The organism is Streptomyces sp. UG1 (genome assembly GCF_049974585.1).
In the GTDB taxonomy this organism is placed as follows: Bacteria; Actinomycetota; Actinomycetes; order Streptomycetales; family Streptomycetaceae; genus Streptomyces.
The window spans coordinates 1-16539 of the sequence record NZ_JBNGGG010000084.1 but is presented as its reverse complement, the minus strand read 5'-3'; the positions used below and the strand labels follow the sequence as shown (position 1 = coordinate 16539).

At 72.5% G+C, this 16539-nt stretch carries 18 protein-coding genes and 1 riboswitch; of the genes, 9 read left to right on the top strand and 9 right to left on the bottom strand.

Annotated elements, in window-relative coordinates; genetic code table 11:
- Positions 1-79: 79 nt before the first annotated feature.
- On the bottom strand, positions 80-1003 hold the full coding sequence (locus tag ACP4J3_RS49060; RefSeq protein WP_426544498.1) for a LysR family transcriptional regulator: 924 nt from the start codon (positions 1001-1003) through the stop codon (positions 80-82).
- Positions 1004-1095: 92 nt separating this feature from the next.
- Here ACP4J3_RS49060 and ACP4J3_RS49055 point away from each other — a divergent pair, with 92 nt between their 5' ends.
- Complete coding sequence (locus ACP4J3_RS49055; RefSeq protein ID WP_426544496.1) at positions 1096-1710, top strand: LysE family translocator; 615 nt, start codon at positions 1096-1098, stop codon at positions 1708-1710.
- A gap of 53 nt (positions 1711-1763) precedes the next feature.
- Here the strand turns inward: ACP4J3_RS49055 and ACP4J3_RS49050 are convergent, their stop codons facing one another.
- The 3 genes from ACP4J3_RS49050 to ACP4J3_RS49040 form a co-directional block, all read right to left on the bottom strand.
- Positions 1764-2237 (bottom strand): C40 family peptidase, encoded by a 474-nt coding sequence (locus ACP4J3_RS49050; protein WP_426544494.1) that lies wholly within the window; start codon positions 2235-2237, stop codon positions 1764-1766.
- A 3-nt stretch (positions 2238-2240) separates the two neighbouring features.
- Positions 2241-2418: riboswitch (cyclic di-AMP (ydaO/yuaA leader) on the bottom strand.
- A 374-nt stretch (positions 2419-2792) separates the two neighbouring features.
- The gene (locus ACP4J3_RS49045) at positions 2793-3101 is read right to left on the bottom strand and encodes a hypothetical protein (RefSeq protein ID WP_126389586.1); all 309 of its coding nucleotides are present in this window, start codon (positions 3099-3101) and stop codon (positions 2793-2795) included.
- Between the two features lie 7 nt (positions 3102-3108).
- On the bottom strand, positions 3109-3744 hold the full coding sequence (locus ACP4J3_RS49040) for an ATP-dependent Clp protease proteolytic subunit (protein ID WP_426544491.1): 636 nt from the start codon (positions 3742-3744) through the stop codon (positions 3109-3111).
- Positions 3745-3811: 67 nt separating this feature from the next.
- Here ACP4J3_RS49040 and ACP4J3_RS49035 point away from each other — a divergent pair, with 67 nt between their 5' ends.
- Positions 3812-4099 (top strand): type II toxin-antitoxin system Phd/YefM family antitoxin, encoded by a 288-nt coding sequence (locus ACP4J3_RS49035; protein ID WP_426544489.1) that lies wholly within the window; start codon positions 3812-3814, stop codon positions 4097-4099.
- Between the two features lie 118 nt (positions 4100-4217).
- On the opposite strand, the gene ACP4J3_RS49030 is transcribed toward ACP4J3_RS49035, so the two are convergent.
- Positions 4218-5216, bottom strand: coding sequence for an ABC transporter permease (locus ACP4J3_RS49030; protein ID WP_426544487.1), 999 nt, complete (start codon positions 5214-5216; stop codon positions 4218-4220).
- 125 nt (positions 5217-5341) lie between these two features.
- On the opposite strand from ACP4J3_RS49030, the gene ACP4J3_RS49025 reads away from it, so the two are divergent.
- From ACP4J3_RS49025 to ACP4J3_RS48995, 7 genes are all read left to right on the top strand, one after another.
- Positions 5342-5959: a TetR/AcrR family transcriptional regulator gene (locus ACP4J3_RS49025; RefSeq protein ID WP_426544485.1), complete on the top strand. Its 618-nt coding sequence runs from the start codon at positions 5342-5344 to the stop codon at positions 5957-5959.
- A gap of 144 nt (positions 5960-6103) precedes the next feature.
- Complete coding sequence (locus ACP4J3_RS49020; RefSeq protein WP_010988499.1) at positions 6104-6406, top strand: urease subunit gamma; 303 nt, start codon at positions 6104-6106, stop codon at positions 6404-6406.
- Between the two features lie 11 nt (positions 6407-6417).
- Complete coding sequence (locus tag ACP4J3_RS49015) at positions 6418-6729, top strand: urease subunit beta (RefSeq protein ID WP_194048509.1); 312 nt, start codon at positions 6418-6420, stop codon at positions 6727-6729.
- Positions 6722-8443 carry an urease subunit alpha gene (locus ACP4J3_RS49010; RefSeq protein ID WP_426544482.1) on the top strand — a complete coding sequence of 574 codons (1722 nt, stop codon included), beginning with the start codon at positions 6722-6724 and terminating at the stop codon, positions 8441-8443. Before ACP4J3_RS49015 ends, ACP4J3_RS49010 begins: the two co-directional genes overlap by 8 nt.
- Positions 8444-8457: 14 nt before the next feature.
- On the top strand, positions 8458-9132 hold the full coding sequence (locus tag ACP4J3_RS49005; protein ID WP_426544480.1) for an urease accessory protein UreF: 675 nt from the start codon (positions 8458-8460) through the stop codon (positions 9130-9132).
- A gap of 61 nt (positions 9133-9193) precedes the next feature.
- Positions 9194-9871: an urease accessory protein UreG gene (gene ureG, locus ACP4J3_RS49000; protein ID WP_426544478.1), complete on the top strand. Its 678-nt coding sequence runs from the start codon at positions 9194-9196 to the stop codon at positions 9869-9871.
- A complete protein-coding gene (locus ACP4J3_RS48995; RefSeq protein ID WP_426544476.1) occupies positions 9868-10632 on the top strand; it encodes an urease accessory protein UreD in 765 nt (254 codons plus the stop codon). Before ureG ends, ACP4J3_RS48995 begins: the two co-directional genes overlap by 4 nt.
- Positions 10633-10660: 28 nt before the next feature.
- Here ACP4J3_RS48995 and ACP4J3_RS48990 read toward each other — a convergent pair whose 3' ends face one another.
- The 4 genes from ACP4J3_RS48990 to ACP4J3_RS48975 form a co-directional block, all read right to left on the bottom strand.
- The gene (locus tag ACP4J3_RS48990; RefSeq protein WP_426544474.1) at positions 10661-11398 is read right to left on the bottom strand and encodes a lysophospholipid acyltransferase family protein; all 738 of its coding nucleotides are present in this window, start codon (positions 11396-11398) and stop codon (positions 10661-10663) included.
- 323 nt (positions 11399-11721) lie between these two features.
- Positions 11722-12960, bottom strand: a complete 1239-nt coding sequence (locus ACP4J3_RS48985; protein WP_426544472.1) for a PP2C family protein-serine/threonine phosphatase — start codon at positions 12958-12960, stop codon at positions 11722-11724.
- Between the two features lie 112 nt (positions 12961-13072).
- Positions 13073-15535: a SpoIIE family protein phosphatase gene (locus tag ACP4J3_RS48980; protein WP_426544470.1), complete on the bottom strand. Its 2463-nt coding sequence runs from the start codon at positions 15533-15535 to the stop codon at positions 13073-13075.
- A 62-nt stretch (positions 15536-15597) separates the two neighbouring features.
- A complete protein-coding gene (locus tag ACP4J3_RS48975) occupies positions 15598-16221 on the bottom strand; it encodes a hypothetical protein (RefSeq protein WP_426544468.1) in 624 nt (207 codons plus the stop codon).
- Positions 16222-16539: the final 318 nt, after the last annotated feature.

Sequence of the window (16539 nt, the reverse complement as noted above, 5' to 3'; positions counted from 1 at the left end):
GCCGTTCGTCAGATCCCCACGTCCCACGGGACGTGATCATCAACGAACAAGATCCACTTTCGCAACAGGCCCTAGCCCCTCAGACCTGTTGCGGCTGCCCGGACCGGCCGAACGTGCCGCGCAGCAGGGCCCGGAAGGCGTCCGCCGCGGGAGCCGCCTCGTCGCTGCGGTAGGCGACCGAGATCGTACGGCGCAGCTCTCCGCCTTCCAGCGCGCGCACCCCGACCGGAGTGACCGATGTGCGCGCCACCATCTCCGGTACGACCGCGACCCCGAGCCCCGCACTGGCCAGCGCGCACACCAGCAGATAGCCCGGTGTCGGCACCAGCACCGACGGCGTCGCCCCGGCCCGGGTCAGCGCCGACTCCACACCTCGCCGGGCCGGAGCGTCCGGCGCCATGCTGATCAGGGGCTGTCCGGCGAGTTCGGCCAGTGGCAGCCGGGCGGTGCCGGTGGTGAGGGTGTGGCCGGGGGCGGACACCAGGACCAGTTCCTCCACGAGGATCGGCTCGACGCCGACGGTGGCGGGCAGCGCGACCGGTTCCCCCGGTTCGTAGGCGTGCGTGAGCGCCAGATCGACCTCGCCCGCCGCCACCGCCGCGACACCGGCCGACGGCTCGTAGTCGGCGACCGTCAGCTCCACGTCCGGATGCGCCCGGCGAAAGGCGCTCAGGGCCGGTGGCAGCAGATGGATGCCCGCCGTCTGGAAGGTGCCGAGCCGCAGGGTGCCGCCCGAGAGGCCGGTCAGCCGGGCCAGTTCGTGCCGTGCCCGGTCGAGCTCGTCGAGCACGCGCCGCGCCCGGGCCACCAGCAGCTCGCCCGCACCCGTCAGCCGCGTCCCGCGGTGGTGCCGTACCAGCAGGGCGGTGCCCGCCTCGCGCTCCAGCTTGGCGAGCTGCTGGGAGAGCGCGGGCGTGGTGTAGCCGAGCCGCTCGGCGGCCCGGGTGATCGAGCCCGCCTCCGCGACCGCCACCAGGGCGGCGAGCCGGACCGGGTCGTACATGCGGACCCCCGATCTGCCTTAAGCGATGCTTTAGGGCTTCCCAGGATATTCCTAATACCTGCTGAAGGCCTCAGCGCGGCAGTCTGGACCGCATGGACGCTCAGCTCATCGCCTTCACCGGGGTCGCGGCCGGCCTGGTCGCCATGCCGGGCGCCGACTTCACCGTCGTCGTACGCAACGCCCTCGTCTCCCGCCGGGCCGGCATCGCCTGTGCGCTCGGGATCGGAGCCGGACTGCTGGTCCATGTGACGCTGGCGGTGGTGGGGGTCGCCGCGGTCCTGGCCGCCGTACCGGACCTGTTCCGCTCGCTCCAAGTGGTGGGCGGCGGCTATGTGTTGTATCTCGGCGTCCAGACGCTGCGGCAGCGGCACTCCGCGGCCGGGGACACGCACGGGCGGTCCACCGCGCGACCGCTGCGGCAGGGCTTCGTCACCAACGCCCTCAACCCGAAGGCGTCCCTGACGTTCCTCAGCGTGCTGCCCCAGTTCGTGCCAGCGGGCGCTGCGGCGCTGCCCCGGACGCTGCTACTGGCCCTGATCGTGCCGGCGATCGCGCTGGTGTGGTTCCAGGCGGTCGCCCTGCTGGTGGACCGGCTCGGCAGGTGGCTGCGCCGGCCGCGCGCCGCACGGGCGGTCACCGTCGGCACCGGCGCCGCGCTGATGGCCTTCGGCGCGGCACTCCTGGCCGGGCCCGTGCTCGCCCTCTGATGCCCCGGGGGCGGTGACGGCGCGTCAGGCCGCCCGCACCGCCCCCGGGAAGGTCACTTGACCCGGCCGTACCAGACGCTCTTGGTCCAGATCTTCTGCAGCTTCACGACGTCCCCGGACTTCGGGGAGTGCCAGATCTTTCCCTTCCCGGCGTAGATGCCGACGTGGTAGACGTTCGACCCCGAGTGGAAGAACACCAGGTCTCCGGCCTTGCGGCTCTTGGCGGAGATGTGGCGGGTCTTGTTGTACTGCTGGGCCGCCGTGCGCGGCAGCTTCTTGCCCGCCTTCTTGAACGAGTACAGCGTGAGCCCCGAGCAGTCGAACCGGTTCGGCCCGGCGGCGCCCCACTTGTACGGAGAGCCCTTCTTGGAGGCCGCGACCCGAAGTGCCTTCGATGCCGGTGTGGCGGCCTCCGCCTCGGAGGCGAAGCCGGGAGCCACGATCGAGCCGCCCACTGCGGCGATGGTGAGGGCCGAGGCCGTACCGGCCCGGGCCATGAGCGACGGGACACGATTGAGCGCAGTCATGCGCAACCCTTCGTCAGCCGCCTGTGAAGGATGACCTGTCGGATTCGGGCTGGCGAAGTTGCCCGGCCGCGTTGCCGCGACTTCACCCCAAGGGTTGCTCGGCTCGAACGAACGTCCGCTCCGGCGACCCGCCTTGCTTGGGTCCTCCACTCCTGCCGATCCACTCCGTCGACCGGTCATCCGGGCGGCGGCAGGACTCGGCGTCCGCCCGGATCGCCCCGCCGCTGCGGCGGGGGCTTGTCGTCAGACAGGGATCTTGACGCACGGATGAACGAAATACCCAACGGAATCGGGGATTTGTGGTGTTACTCACCACTCACCCGTTCGGGTGGGTGGCCGGGTGTTCGAGGGGGTGTCCAGAGGGCCGAGGAGTCCCGGACCAGCGATGGAACGCCTCATTCCGCCTGGGGGTCATGCCTCTTGCGCAACCCTGGCGGGCGCGCAAAAAGTAGGCTCGGCTACGCCGAAAGGGGGTAGCTCGACTGGTCCGTTTCAGCTCGGTTCCGGACGCCTCGTCAGCGGGCCGGGACGCCCGGAATCAAGCTGTACGCGTCGTCAACTGTCGGAGCGCGGCGGCACCGTGACGCGAGCCGTGCGGCGCTCTCCGTCCAGCACGCGCAACGCACGCGCCAGCGTGGGCGCGTGCAGCTCCGTCTCACCGCGCTGGTGCATCAGCGCCAGCGCGTCCCGCAGCTCGGCCGCCCTGCTCACCAGGGCCTGGGCGGCGCGCAGCCCGCGGTAGGTGTCGCCGTGCTGCGCCGGATTGATCCGGCCGAGCAGGTCCACCACATCCAGATAACGGTCGATCAACTCCCCCTCCGCACGCGTCAGCGCGGGCAGGGGCGGCAACTCGGGTGGCAGCACCGGCCGATCACCGCCCCGTCGGCGGGGCCATCGTGGACCTGCGGTTGGGGATGATCCGGTCCGCCAGCCCGTACTCCACGGCCTCCTGTGCGGTGAGGACCTTGTCCCGCTCGATGTCCTCGGCCACCTGCTCGCGGCTGTGCCCGGTGTGCTCGGCGAGCATCTCCTCCAGGCGGGCCCGAACCCGCGTCAGTTCGTCGGCCTGGATCGCCAGATCGCTCGTCTGCCCCTGGACCGGCTCGGGCAGCGCGGGCTGATGGATCACCATCCGGGCGCCCGGCAGCACGAACCGCTTGCCCGGTGTGCCCGCGGCCAGCAGTACGGCGCCGGCCGCGCCGGCCTGGCCCAGGCAGATCGTTTCCACGTCGCAGGCGACGTACCGCATCGTGTCGTAGATCGCCGACATGGCGCTGAACGAGCCGCCGGGCGAATTGATGTACAGCGAGATGTCCTGGTCGGGGTCCTTGTGCTCCAGGTACATGAACTGGGCCATCACGTCGTTCGCCGACGTGTCGTCGATCTGGGTGCCGAGAAAGACGATCCGCTCCTCCAGCAGCTTCGAGTAGGGGTCCTGCGTCCTGAGGCCGGAACTCGTGCGCTCGGTGAACTCGGGCAGTACATAGCGCGCGGACGGTCGGGTCATGGTCACGCCTCCCTGTCGGGGTGCCTGTAAAAAATGTACAGGACGTACATGACGTAATGTGGGGACCATGGCCTACGAGATTCCGGTGACGCAAGCCAGGGCTGAGCTCGCCGAACTGATCAATCGCGTGGTGTACGGCGGTGAGCGCGTCGTCGTGACTCGTCATGGCAAGCCCCTTGTCGCCCTTGTCTCCGCCTCTGACCTCGAACGACTGGAGAAGCTCGGGGCGTCGGCGGAACTCGCCGAGGAGCAGGTGATCAGCGCGGTCTCCAGCGTCCGCGAGGTCGCGTCCGTTCCCCGCGAACCCCAGCGCTTCGGCATCGCCGCCGAGCACCGGGGGGCGAGCCCTTCCTAGTGTCGAGGGCGAGCCCTTCTGGTGCCCCGCATCCCAGTACCCGCTTCCGGCACGACAAAGACCGTGCACCCCCGTCCGCTACAGCGGGGGTGCACGGTCGGTTCGGGGTGGCCGGCGGTCAGCCGACGGTGGCCGGCTCGCGCTCGGGTGCCTGCTCGGTGTCGGCCTTCCTCGCCCTGAGCGCGTTCCCCAGCAGTACGGCGCCCAGGCCCAGCGCGGCCCACCAGGTCAGGGTCAGGGCCGGGCCGGTCGCGGCCGCGCCGTCGAAGAAGGACACCGAGCGCAGCAGGGTCGTGCCCGCGCCGGGCGGCAGCCACTGACCGATCACGCCGACCGGCTCCGGCAGCATCTGCGGCGCCGAGGGCGCCCCGGAGAAGGGGTTGCCGAACAGCATCACCGTGCCGGCCACGATCCCGACACCGGCGGTGCCGATGAGCGCGGCGAGCCCGGCGACCGCGGCGCTCACGGCCAGTGTCGCCAGGGCGAGCACTGCGGCCTCCGCCCACCAGTCGCCGGTGAGCACCCCCAGCCAACTGTGCGCGAGCGCGGCCGCGATCACGCCGATCAGGGCGGCGACGCCGACCAGTGCGCTCACGGCGCGCATGCCGCGCAGCCTGAGCAGGGTCACCGCGGCGCCCGCCGCCATGCCGGCCAGGGCCAGCGGCAGCACGCTGGCGTTCAGGGCCGCGCCGCGCGGGTCGTTCTCCGGCGCGGGCACGACGTCGACGGTCCTGACCTGGGTGCCCTCGGCGGCGGCCGGCTCGGCCACCGCCTGCTGGAGGAGCTGGGCGACCGTCGGGCTCGCGGCCGAGGCGGTCAGCAGTTCGGGCCCCTGGGGTGTGACGACGACCGCGCCGTATACGGTCCGGTCCTCGATGGCCTCCCGGGCGGCGGCCGCGTCGGCGTAACGATGGATCTCGAACGCGCCGTCCTTCTGGGCGAGCTGCCGCTCCACCTGTGCCGTGGCCGCGGCGGGCCCGGCCACGCCGAGCGGCAGGTCGCGCGGGGCGGTGCGGGCGGCGGGCCAGGCGAAGGCCCACAGGGCGAGTGCGGCGATGACGGGGACCAGGACGACGATCGCGATCAGGCGGTGACGTGTAGCGGAAAGGGCGGACATGGTGTCTCCCTGAGGCTCGGAGGTGACGGAACTAAAAAGAAGGATCGTTCGTTTTTGCTGTGTCACCACCGTGCTGCGCGGCCCGGGCACTTGTCAAGAAGGAATGTTCGTTTTACTTTTTGGCCATGGCCCGTGTATCTCAGGAACACCTCGACGCCCGCCGCCGGCAGATCCTCGACGGCGCCGCGCGCCTCTTCGCGCGCAACGGCTTCCATGCCACGTCGATGCAGGACGTGCTGAAGGAGGTCGACCTCTCGGCCGGAGCGGTGTACCGCTACTTCAGCGGCAAGGACGAGCTGATCGCCGCGATCGTCAGGGAGGTGCTCGGGGAGGTCCGCGCGGCCTTCGAGGACGTCACCCGGCAGAGCCCGCCTCCGCCGCCGGACGTCCTGGTCGGCGAGGTCCTGAGCAGAGTGCTCGGCATCTGGGAGTCCCTGAACGTGGACGCCGAGCCGGTGCTCCCCCGGCTGATCATGCAGGTGTGGGCGGAGACCGTGCGCAACGAGGAGCTCGCAGCCGTCCTGGCAGAGGGCTACGAGGCGGTGGGGCAGGGCTGGGTGCGGGTCGTCGAGGCGTACCAGGAGGCCGGGATGATGCGGTCGGACATCCCGGCGGAACATGCCGCCCGCACCATGGTCGCCGCGGTGCAGGGGTTCATCGCCCAGCAGGCCCTCTTCGGGCCGGCGCCGGTGGAAGTCCTCCAGGACGGCCTGCGAGGGTTGATGAGCATGCCGGACGCGTAGCCGGGCGCCTGAGAGATCACAGCTCGGTTAACTTGCTTGAAACGCGGTCCAACTAGCCTGCCCATCCACGCCACCAGGCACTTTGCCCCGTGGCCGCGGCAACCGGACCCCGCACGGTCCGGAGCGAGGACTGTGAGGTGGGACGTGCAACTGACCCCGCACGAGCAAGAGAGGCTGCTCATCCACGTGGCGGCCGACGTGGCCGAGAAGCGCCGGGCCCGCGGGCTCAAGCTCAACCACCCCGAGGCGGTCGCCCTCATCACGTCGCACATCCTCGAGGGCGCCCGGGACGGCCGTACGGTCGCCGAGCTCATGTCCTCCGGGCGCAAGCTGCTCACCCGGGACGACGTCATGGAGGGCATCCCGGAGATGATCCACGACGTCCAGGTCGAGGCGACCTTCCCGGACGGCACCAAGCTCGTCACCGTCCACGACCCGATCGTCTGAAGGGGGCCTCGATGATCCCCGGAGAGATCCTTTTCGCCGACGGCCCGATCGCCTACAACGAGGGCCGTGAGGTCACCCGGCTGACCGTCCTCAACGCCGCCGACCGGCCCGTCCAGGTCGGCTCCCACTACCACTTCGCCGAGGCCAACCCCGGTCTGGACTTCGACCGCGCCGCAGCGCGCGGCAAGCGGCTCAACATCGCCGCCGGCACCGCCGTGCGCTTCGAGCCCGGGATCCCCGTCGACGTCGAACTCGTCCCGCTCACCGGCGCCCGCGTGGTGCCCGGACTGCGCGGCGAGACCGGAGGTGCCCTCGATGCCTGAGATCTCCCGCGCCGCGTACGCCGACCTGTTCGGCCCGACCACCGGTGACCGCATCCGGCTGGCCGACACCGATCTGCTGGTCGAGATCGAGGAGGACCGTTCCGGCGGGCCCGGCCTCGCCGGGGACGAGGCCGTGTTCGGCGGCGGCAAGGTCATCCGCGAGTCCATGGGCCAGTCGCGTGCTACGCGCGCAGACGGCACCCCCGACACCGTGATCACGGGTGTCGTGATCATCGACCACTGGGGCATCGTCAAGGCCGACGTCGGCATCCGCGACGGCCGCATCACCGGCATCGGCAAGGCGGGCAACCCGGACACCATGGACGGGGTGCACCCGGACCTCGTCATCGGCCCCGAGACCGAGATCATCGCCGGCAACGGGCGGATCCTCACCGCCGGAGCCATCGACGCGCACGTGCACTTCATCTGCCCCCAGATCGCCGACGAGGCGCTCGCCTCCGGCATCACCACGCTCGTCGGCGGCGGCACCGGACCCGCCGAGGGCTCCAAGGCGACCACCGTCACGCCCGGCCCGTGGCATCTGGCCCGGATGCTGGAGGCGATGGAGCACCACCCCGTCAACTTCGGCCTGCTGGGCAAGGGCAACACCGTCTCCCACGAGGCGATGCTGTCCCAGATCCGCGGCGGCGCGCTCGGCCTGAAGCTGCACGAGGACTGGGGCTCCACGCCGGCCGTCATCGACGCCTCGCTGACCGTCGCCGACCAGACCGGCATCCAGATCGCCATCCATACCGACACCCTCAACGAGGCCGGTTTCGTGGGCGACACGCTAGCCGCGATCGCCGGACGCGGCATCCACGCGTACCACACCGAGGGCGCGGGCGGCGGGCACGCGCCGGACATCATGACCGTCGTCTCCGAGCCGCACGTGCTGCCCAGCTCGACCAACCCGACCCGGCCGTTCACCGTCAACACCGCCGAGGAACACCTCGACATGCTGATGGTGTGCCACCACCTCAACGCGGCGGTGCCCGAGGACCTCGCCTTCGCCGAGTCGCGGATCCGGCCGTCGACCATCGGGGCGGAGGACATCCTGCACGACCTGGGCGCGATCTCGATCATCTCGTCCGACTCGCAGGCCATGGGCCGGGTGGGCGAGGTCGTCATGCGGACCTGGCAGACCGCCCATGTGATGAAGCGGCGACGCGGTGCGCTGCCGGGGGACGGGCGCGCCGACAACCTGCGAGTGCGGCGCTACGTGGCCAAGTACACGATCAACCCCGCGCTCGCGCAGGGCCTCGGCGGCGAGATCGGCTCCGTGGAGAGCGGCAAGCTCGCCGACCTGGTGCTGTGGGAGCCGGCGTTCTTCGGCGTCAAGCCGCAGGTCGTCATCAAGGGCGGGCAGATCGCGTACGCGCAGATGGGCGACGCCAACGCCTCCATCCCGACCCCGCAGCCGATCCTGCCCCGGCCGATGTTCGGCGCGATCGGGCGGGCGCCCGCCTCGAACTCGGTCAACTTCGTGGCGCCGCTCGCCATCGAGGACGGTCTCCCGGAGCGGCTCCAGCTCGGCAAGCGGTTCGTGGCCATCGACTCCACGCGTGGCGTCACCAAGGCCGACATGCGTCAGAACGACGCGCGGCCCGACGTACGGATCGACCCCGACAGCTTCGCCGTGCACATCGACGGGGAGCTGGTGGAGGCCACGCCCGCCGCCGAACTGCCCATGGCCCAGCGCTACTTCCTGTTCTGACGGCCGGGCTTTCGATGTCACGCGCAGCACTGCTCGTCCTCGCCGACGGCCGCTTTCCCGCCGGGGGCCACGCGCACTCCGGCGGGGCGGAGGCGGCCGTCAAGGCGGGGCGGATCACCGGGGCCGCGAGCCTGGAGGACTTCTGCCGGGGGCGGTTGCACACGGCAGGCCTGGTCGCGGCCGCGCTCGCCGCGGCGGCCGCGCTCGGCGTCGACGCGGGCGCCCTCGACGCGGCGGCCGACGCCCGTACGCCGTCGCCCGCGCTGCGGCTCGCCGCCCGGAAGCTGGGGCGGCAGCTCATGCGGGCCGCTCGGGCGACCTGGCCTTCGGCGGAACTCGACGCCCTGGCACGCCGGTTCCCCAAGGGCGCCCATCAGCCGGTCGTGCTGGGGGCCGCGGCGCGGGCCGCGGGGCTGGGAGCCGTCGAGGCGGCCTACTGCGCCGCGTACGAGAGCGTGAGCGGCCCGGCGACCGCGACGGTGCGGCTGCTGAGCCTCGATCCCTTCGACGCCACGGCCGTGCTGGCCCGGTTGGCGCCGGAGCTGGACCGGGTCGTGGACCGGGCCGTGGAGGCGGGGCGGCGCGTCGTGGACAGCGGCGTCGACGAGTTGCCCGCGGCGTCGGGGCCATTGCTGGAGATCGCGGCACAGGCACATGCGGCGTGGGCCGTACGGCTGTTCGCGTCGTAGCACCCCGTCCACCACCGAACCAGGCCAGCCCCCACCACCACTCGAACCGAAGGAGCCGCCCATGCACCTCGACCACTCCCACGACGGCCCCGGCGCCGTCAGCGCCGACGCCCACCGCCCCGACGGATCCCGCCGGGCCCTGCGCATCGGCCTCGGAGGACCCGTCGGATCCGGCAAGACCGCGACCGTCGCCGCGCTGTGCCGTGCGCTGCGCGACGAACTGTCCCTCGCCGTCGTCACGAACGACATCTACACGCGTGAGGACGCCGAGTTCCTGCTGCGGGAGGCCGTGTTGCCGCCCGAGCGGATCACCGCCGTGGAGACCGGGGCGTGCCCGCACACCGCCATCCGGGACGACATCTCCGCGAACCTCGAAGCCGTCGAGGACCTGGAGGACGAGGTCGGTCCCCTCGATCTCGTCCTCGTCGAGTCCGGCGGTGACAACCTCACCGCCACCTTCTCCAAGGGGCTCGTCGACGCGCAGATCTTCGTGATCGACGTGGCCGGCGGGGACGACATCCCCCGCAAGGGAGGGCCCGGCGTCACCACCGCCGACCTGCTCGTCGTCAACAAGACCGACCTCGCCCCGTACGTCGGCTCCGACCTGGCGCGGATGGCGGCCGACGCCAAGGCGCAGCGCGCCGAACTGCCGGTGGTGTTCCAGTCGCTGCGCGGCGAGCCCGGAGTGCGGGACGTCGCCGCATGGGTGCGGGCGCGGCTCGAGGCGTGGACGGCATGACGACCCTCGCCGGCGGGGTACGGGCCCACGCGCGGATCGCCGCCCGGGACGACGGGCGGGGCGGCACGGCGCTGCCCGTGCTCGACGGCGACGGACCGCTCGCCCTGCGGCGGACCCGGGGGAGCGGTGCCGAGGCGCGGGTCGTGCTCGTCGGCGCGATGAGCGGGCCGCTCGGTGGCGACCACTTCACCGTCGAGGCCGAGGCGGCGGACGGCGCGCGGCTGCGCGTCGGCTCGGCCGCGGCCACCATCGCGCTGCCGGGGCAGAACAAGGGCGAGGCCCGCTACGACGTACGGCTGTCCGTGGCCGACGGAGCTGAACTGCACTGGCTGCCCGAGCAGTTGATCTCCGCCCGGGGCAGCGACCTGCACGTCACGACCCACGTCGAGGTCGGTGCGACGGGTCGGCTCGTGCTGCGTGAGGAGCAGGTGCTGGGGCGGGCCGGGGAGGAGCCCGGGCGGCTCGGCAGCCGGATCCGGGTGCGCGTCGCCGGGCGGGTCGCCCTCGACCAGGAGCTCTCCTGCGGGCCCGGGGCGCCGGGCGGCTGGGACGGGCCCGCAGGGCTCGGCGGACTGCGTGCCGTAGGTCAACTCGTCGTCGTACGGCCGGAGTTCGCCGATGCTCCGGTGGCGGCCCGGATGCTGGGCGAGACCGCCGCGGTGATGCCGCTGGCCGGGCCCGCCGTGCTGGTGAGCGCTGCGGCGCAGGACGCGCTGCGGCTGCGCCGGGTGCTCGACGAGGCGCTGGAGTCCTTCGGCTGAGCGAGTCCGGTCAGCTGATGGATTCCAGTCAACTGATGGGCAGGCGCGGGAACTTGCGCTCCTTGTCCACCTTGGGCGCCTTGGTCGCGGCCTCCTGCTCCGCCTTGGCGACGGCCGCGTACTGGTCGACGTACTCCTGCTCCGAGAGCGACAGGATCGCGTACATGATCTCGTCGGTCACGGCGCGCAGGATCGCCTTCTCGTTCTCCATGCCGGCGTAGCGGGAGAAGTCCAGGGGCTTGCCGAAACGGATCGTCACCGGGTGGATGTTGGGGATGACCTTGCCCGGCGGCTGCGCCTCGAAGGTGCCGATCATCGCGCACGGGATGACCGGGACCCCGGCCTTGAGGGCCATCACGGCGACACCGACCTTGCCCTTGTAGAGGCGGCCGTCGTGGGAGCGGGTGCCCTCCGGGTAGATGCCGAGGAGCTCGTCCTTGCTCAGGACCCCGAGTCCTTCGCGGATCGCGGCCTGGCCCGCCTCCTTGCCGGTGCGGTCGACCGGGATCTGGCCGGCGCTGCGGAAGAACGCCGCGGTCAGGCGGCCCCTGATGCCGGGGCCGGTGAAGTACTCCTTCTTGGCGAGGAAGGTGATGCGCCGCTTGAGGATCGCCGGCATCAGGAAGTGGTCCGAGAACGACAGGTGGTTGCCGGCGACGATGGCCGCTCCCGTGTCCGGTACGTGCTCCAGGCCTTCTATTCGGGGCCGGAAGACCAGTCTCAGCAGCGGTCCCAACAACACGTATTTCAGTACGTAGTAGAACAAAGGGGCGCTCCTCACTCGGGGGGATCAGCTCGGGCCGCCGCGTTCTGGCAGGTCAACCAGCGTGCCATGGGGGTGCCAGTGTAGGCGCAGGGGTGGGTGGCCGGAACTGGGTCGGGTCGGACGGATGCCGAACCATGCCGATTTTCCTGACTGGATGTCAGGAGGCGGTATGCGTCGGCGTTTCGCGGGTGGGGAGGGGCCGCCGGACCAGCCTGGTCTTCCGGGGTTGGGCGCGGCAACCCGATGGCCCGGTTTGGCGTGATCACGGTCGCCGGGTGGCAGGTGGCCCGTCCTTGCGGTGCGGCGGTGCGTCTGCTCGTTCATCACAGCCGCACGATGACCAGCGCCGTGTCGTCCGTCGCGCCGCCCGGCGGCAGCAGTTCCAGCAGCACGGCGTCGGCGAGGGACTCGGGGTCGTCCGTGCGGTGGCGGACCAGGGAGTCGGCGAGGCGGGCCAGCCCGGTGTCGATGTCCTCGTGGCGGCGCTCGACCAGGCCGTCCGTGTACAGCACGAGCGTGGCGCCGCCGGTGTAGGCGGTGACGGCCTCAGGTCGCGGCATCGGGTCGGGACGGGCGTCCAGCGGCGGGTCGGTGGCCCGGTCGAGGAACTCCACCCGGCCGTCGGGGTGGACCAGGGCGGGCGGCGGATGGCCCGCGCTGCTGTAGGTGATGGTGCGCGCGTCGCAGTCGATGAAGGTCGTGACCGCGGTGGCCGATTCGGCGCCGTCGACGACATGGGCGTACCGCCCCAGCACGTCCAGCGCCTGGGCCGGGCCGTCGGCCACCCGGGAGGTCGCGGTCAGCGCGCTGCGCAACTGGCCCATGACACCGGCCGCCTCCAGTCCGTGCCCGACCACGTCGCCCACGGAGACGCCGATACGGTTGCCGCCGACCAGCTCGACCACGTCGTACCAGTCGCCGCACACGTTCAGCGCGCCGACCGCGGGCCGGTAGCGCACGGCGGCCCGGCGGCTGCGGACCTGCCGGTGGGCGGGCAGCATCGCCTCCTGCAGGGCCAGGGCCACCTCGCGCTCGCGGGCGTGGGCCTGCCGCAGCCGTTCGTTGAGCTCCTGCAGCTCCCGGGCGCGGGTGTACAGCTCGGCCTCCAGCACCTGGGTGCTGCTCATGCCCGGGCCGTCCCGTCGACCGCGCGCCCGGATCAGTTCGGTGATCTCCTCGATCCGGTGCACGATCAGCGTCACCTTCCCGTCGGGGTCGAGCAGGGGCGCGTTGACGAGGCTCCAGTAACGCTCTTCCCAGTGGCCGGGCCGGTCGGGATCCTCGACGTCGTAGCGTTGCGGCGCCATGGTGTCGCGCTCGCCGGTGGCCACCACGCGATGGATCGACGCCTGGACGTTGCGCATGCCGGCGGCGGCGGAGTTCTTGGGGTTCTCGGGGAAGACGTCGAAGACGTACCGGCCCACCAACTGGTCGCGGGTGCGTCCGGACAGCCGCTGGAAGTCCTCGTTGGCGTCGGCGTAGACCAGTTCCGGGGTGAGCAGCGCCACCATCCCGGGCAGGCTCTGGAAGACCGCCTCGTAGTCGATCGCCTTCTCGTCCATGGCTCTCGCCTCACCGCCGGGATCCGACCAGTCTTCCGTGTCACATATATGGCGTATGTATCGATGTACTACATCTGCGCCGATTCGGCAGGTCGAAGAGTGGGACCCGACCTCATGGCGAGGGATCCGTCAGAGGCTGCTCGGCCCAGATGATCTTCCCCTCGGGGACGAAACGCGTGCCCCAACGCTGGGTGACCTGGGACACCAGCAGCAGGCCGCGGCCGCCCTCGTCCGTGGTGCGCGGATGGCGCAGGTGCGGGGCGGTGGCGCCGCCGTCGAAGACCTCGCAGATCAGCGCGCGCTCCTTGATCAGGCGCAGCCGGATGGGGCCCGCGGCGTACCGGATCGCATTGGTGACCAGCTCGCTGACCACCAGTTCCGTGGTGAACGCCAGCTCCTCCAGGCCCCACTGCGCCAGCAGTTGGGCGGCCGTCTTGCGGGCGGCGGCGACGGCGGCCGGGTCGGCGGGCAGATCCCAGTCGGCGACCTGCTCGGCGCCGAGCAGCCGGGTGCGGGCCATCAGCAGCGCCACGTCGTCGTTCGGGCGGGCCGGCACCAGCGCGTCGACCACGGTCCGGCAGCTCAGGTCGAGTGTGTCCGCGCGTCGCTCCAGGGCCCGCCGCAGCCGGTCCCGGTCGGTCTCCACCACCCACGCGCCGTCCTCACGCGCCAGCAGCCCGTCGGTGTGCAGGGCGAGCGTGCTGCCCGCCGCCAGGGCCAGCTCGACCGACTCGAACGGGGGACCGCCCACACCGAGCGGCGCTCCCTGCGGCAGGTCGACGAAGGTGACGTCCCCGTCGGGCAGCACGACCGCCGGCGCCGGATGGCCCGCGGCCGCCATGGTGCACTGCCCGTCGACCGGGTCGTAGACGACGTACAGGCATCCGGACCCCACGGACTGGGCGATGGCGGCCTCCTCCGTGCCCGGCTCGACGCCCTCCTCGCGGGCCGACCGCGCCACCAGGTCGTCCAGGTGGGCGAGCACCTCCTCGGGCGGCAGGTCCAGCGCGGCGAGGGTCCGTACGGCGGTGCGCAGCCGGCCCATCGCCGCGGCGGCGTCGATGCCGTGCCCCGGCACCTCGCCCACCACCAGGGCGACCCGGCCGCCGGACAGGGTGATCAGGTCGTACCAGTCGCCGCCGAGGCCGGTCAGCTCGTCGGCCGGGCGATAGCACGCGGCGACCTCCACCGCGTCCTGCTCCGGCAGCCGGTGGGGGAGCAGGCTGCGCTGCAGGACCAGCGCGGCGTCGCGCTCCCGGGTGTAGCGGCGGGCGTTGTCGACACAGACGGCCGCGCGCGAGACCAGGTCCTCGGCGAGGGCCAGGTCGTCCTCGTCGAAGGGGGCCTGGCGACGGCGCCGGAAGAACGTCGTCACGCCGAGGGTGACGCCCCGGGCGCGGATCGGCACGATCATCACGCTGTGCAGCCCCAGCTCCAGGAACGTCGCCTCCCGGCCGCCGGGTATGTCGGTGGCCCACTCCTTGGCGAGCGGATCGAGGCGCTCCTGGCGCCAGGACGTGCCCGTCGTCAGGGCGCGGATCGGCGGGGACCCGGCGAGGTAGGTGGCCACCTCGCCGATCGCGACGACGGCCTCCGGCACGTTCTCGTTCACCGACTGGTGCCCCGCGCGGCGCAGCGGCACATCGGCCGTGTCGCCCGGCGGGCCCGGGGCCAGCTCGGCGCCCGCGAGCACCGACGCCAGCAGGTCCACGGCGACGAAGTCGGCGAACGTCGGCACCGCCACGTCGGAGAGCTCCTGCGCGGTCTGCATGATGTCCAGGCTGCGGCCGATGCACTCGCCGGCCCGGTCGAGCAGGGCGAGGCGCTGCCGGGCGCGGTGGCGCTCGCTGATGTCGACGACCGTGTAGTACACGCCCATCGGATTGCCGTGCTCGTCGTCGAGCCGGGTGAAGGACATCATGTGCGCCGTCTCGCGCTGCGGTGCGGACCGCACGAGGCCGACGTGCTCGTACCCCACCACCGGGTCGCCGGTCTCCAGCACGCGCCTCATCTGCGCCTCGATCGACTCGGCGTCCAGGCCCGGCTGGACGTCGGCCAGCCGCATCCCCAGCCGGTTCCTGGCCGGGCCGCCGCCGAACTGCTCCAGGGCCTCGTTCGACCACACGAACCGCAGGTCGGTGTCCACGATCGCGATCCCGACGGGCGATCCGGCGACCATCTGCTCCAGCACCGGCCGGCTCATGGCCCAGCCCGGGGCGTGGCCCATCTCAGACAACAGCACCAGCCAGCGTGACGGACCGGGCGGCTCCTGCGCCGAGGTGACCCGCACCATCAGCCTGACCGGCTCCCCGCCCCGGCGCACCGCGGTCAGCAGCCCCGCCCAGCCGCCGTCCCTACGGCACCGCCGCCCGAGGTCGGCCACCCGCAGCGCGTCCTCGGCGGCCAGCAGGCTCCCCGCCTTCGCGCCCACCACCTCGGCCGCGGGGTACTCCAGCAGCCGCTCCGCGTCCCTGGTCCAGCCCGTCACCCGCCCCTGGGCGTCGAGCAGCAGGGCCGCAGCGTCCGCCACATCGAACCACTGCCGGTCAACGCCCTGCTCTTCGAATGTGCCCACGGCCGACCTCTCTGTCGCTGAGAGCGGTCTACCACCTCTTGTCCCCATCTTCACCCTCCCACTCACCCCCGCCTCTTGGTGAGGGCCGGGAGGGTGCGGGGCGAAGGGGTGGGACGGGGCCGCCCGACGACGAAGGCGAACGCGAACAGGCGGGGCGGGTCGAGCGGGGGCGGTGGAGTGCCACGGGACGGGCGGGTCGGGCAGGGTCGGTGGAGTGCCGGCGGGTCGGGCGGGGGCGGCGGGGCGCTGGTGGGCGGGGCAGGGGTGATGGAGTGCTGGCGGGGCGGGCCGAGCCGGGGCGGTGGAGTGTCGGCAGGCCGGTCAGGGGGTGGCGGGGCGCTGGTAGGCGGGGCAGGGGTGATGGAGTGCTGGCGGGTGGGGCGGGTCTCGAGCGGGTCGGTGGAGTGGTGGTGGGTGGGGCGGGTCTCGAGCGGGTCGGTGGAGTGGTGGTGGGTGGGGCGGGTCGAGTGGGCGTGAACAGGTCGGTCGGGGCGGTCGGGGCGGTCGCGGCGGCGGGGCGCCGACAGGTCGGGCAGGGTCGGTGGAGTGCCAGCGGGTCGGGCGGGTCGAGTGGGCGTGAACAGGTCGGTCAGGTCGGGCGGGGGCGGCGGGGTGTCGACAGGCCGGGCAGGGGTGATGGAGCGGTGGCAGGCGAGGCGGGTCGAGCAGGGGCCGTGGAGTGCCACAGGGCGGGCGGGTCGAACCGGGGCGGGCCGGGGGCGTCGACAGGTCGGGCAGCGGTGATGGAGCGCTGGCAGGTGCCAGGGCGGTGGAGCGCCGGCAGGTCGGGTGGGGCGGGCGGGGGCGGCCCGGCGTCGACCGGCCGGGCAAGGGCGGTGGAGCGTCGGCATCCTGGCGCACCCCCGCATCCCCCCCCGCACCACCCGCACCCCCGGGCATCCGCACCCCCGGGCATCCGCACCCCCGGGCATCCGCGCACCCGGCATCCGCGCACCCGGCATCCGCGCACCCGGCATCCGCGCACCCGGCATCCGCGCACCCGG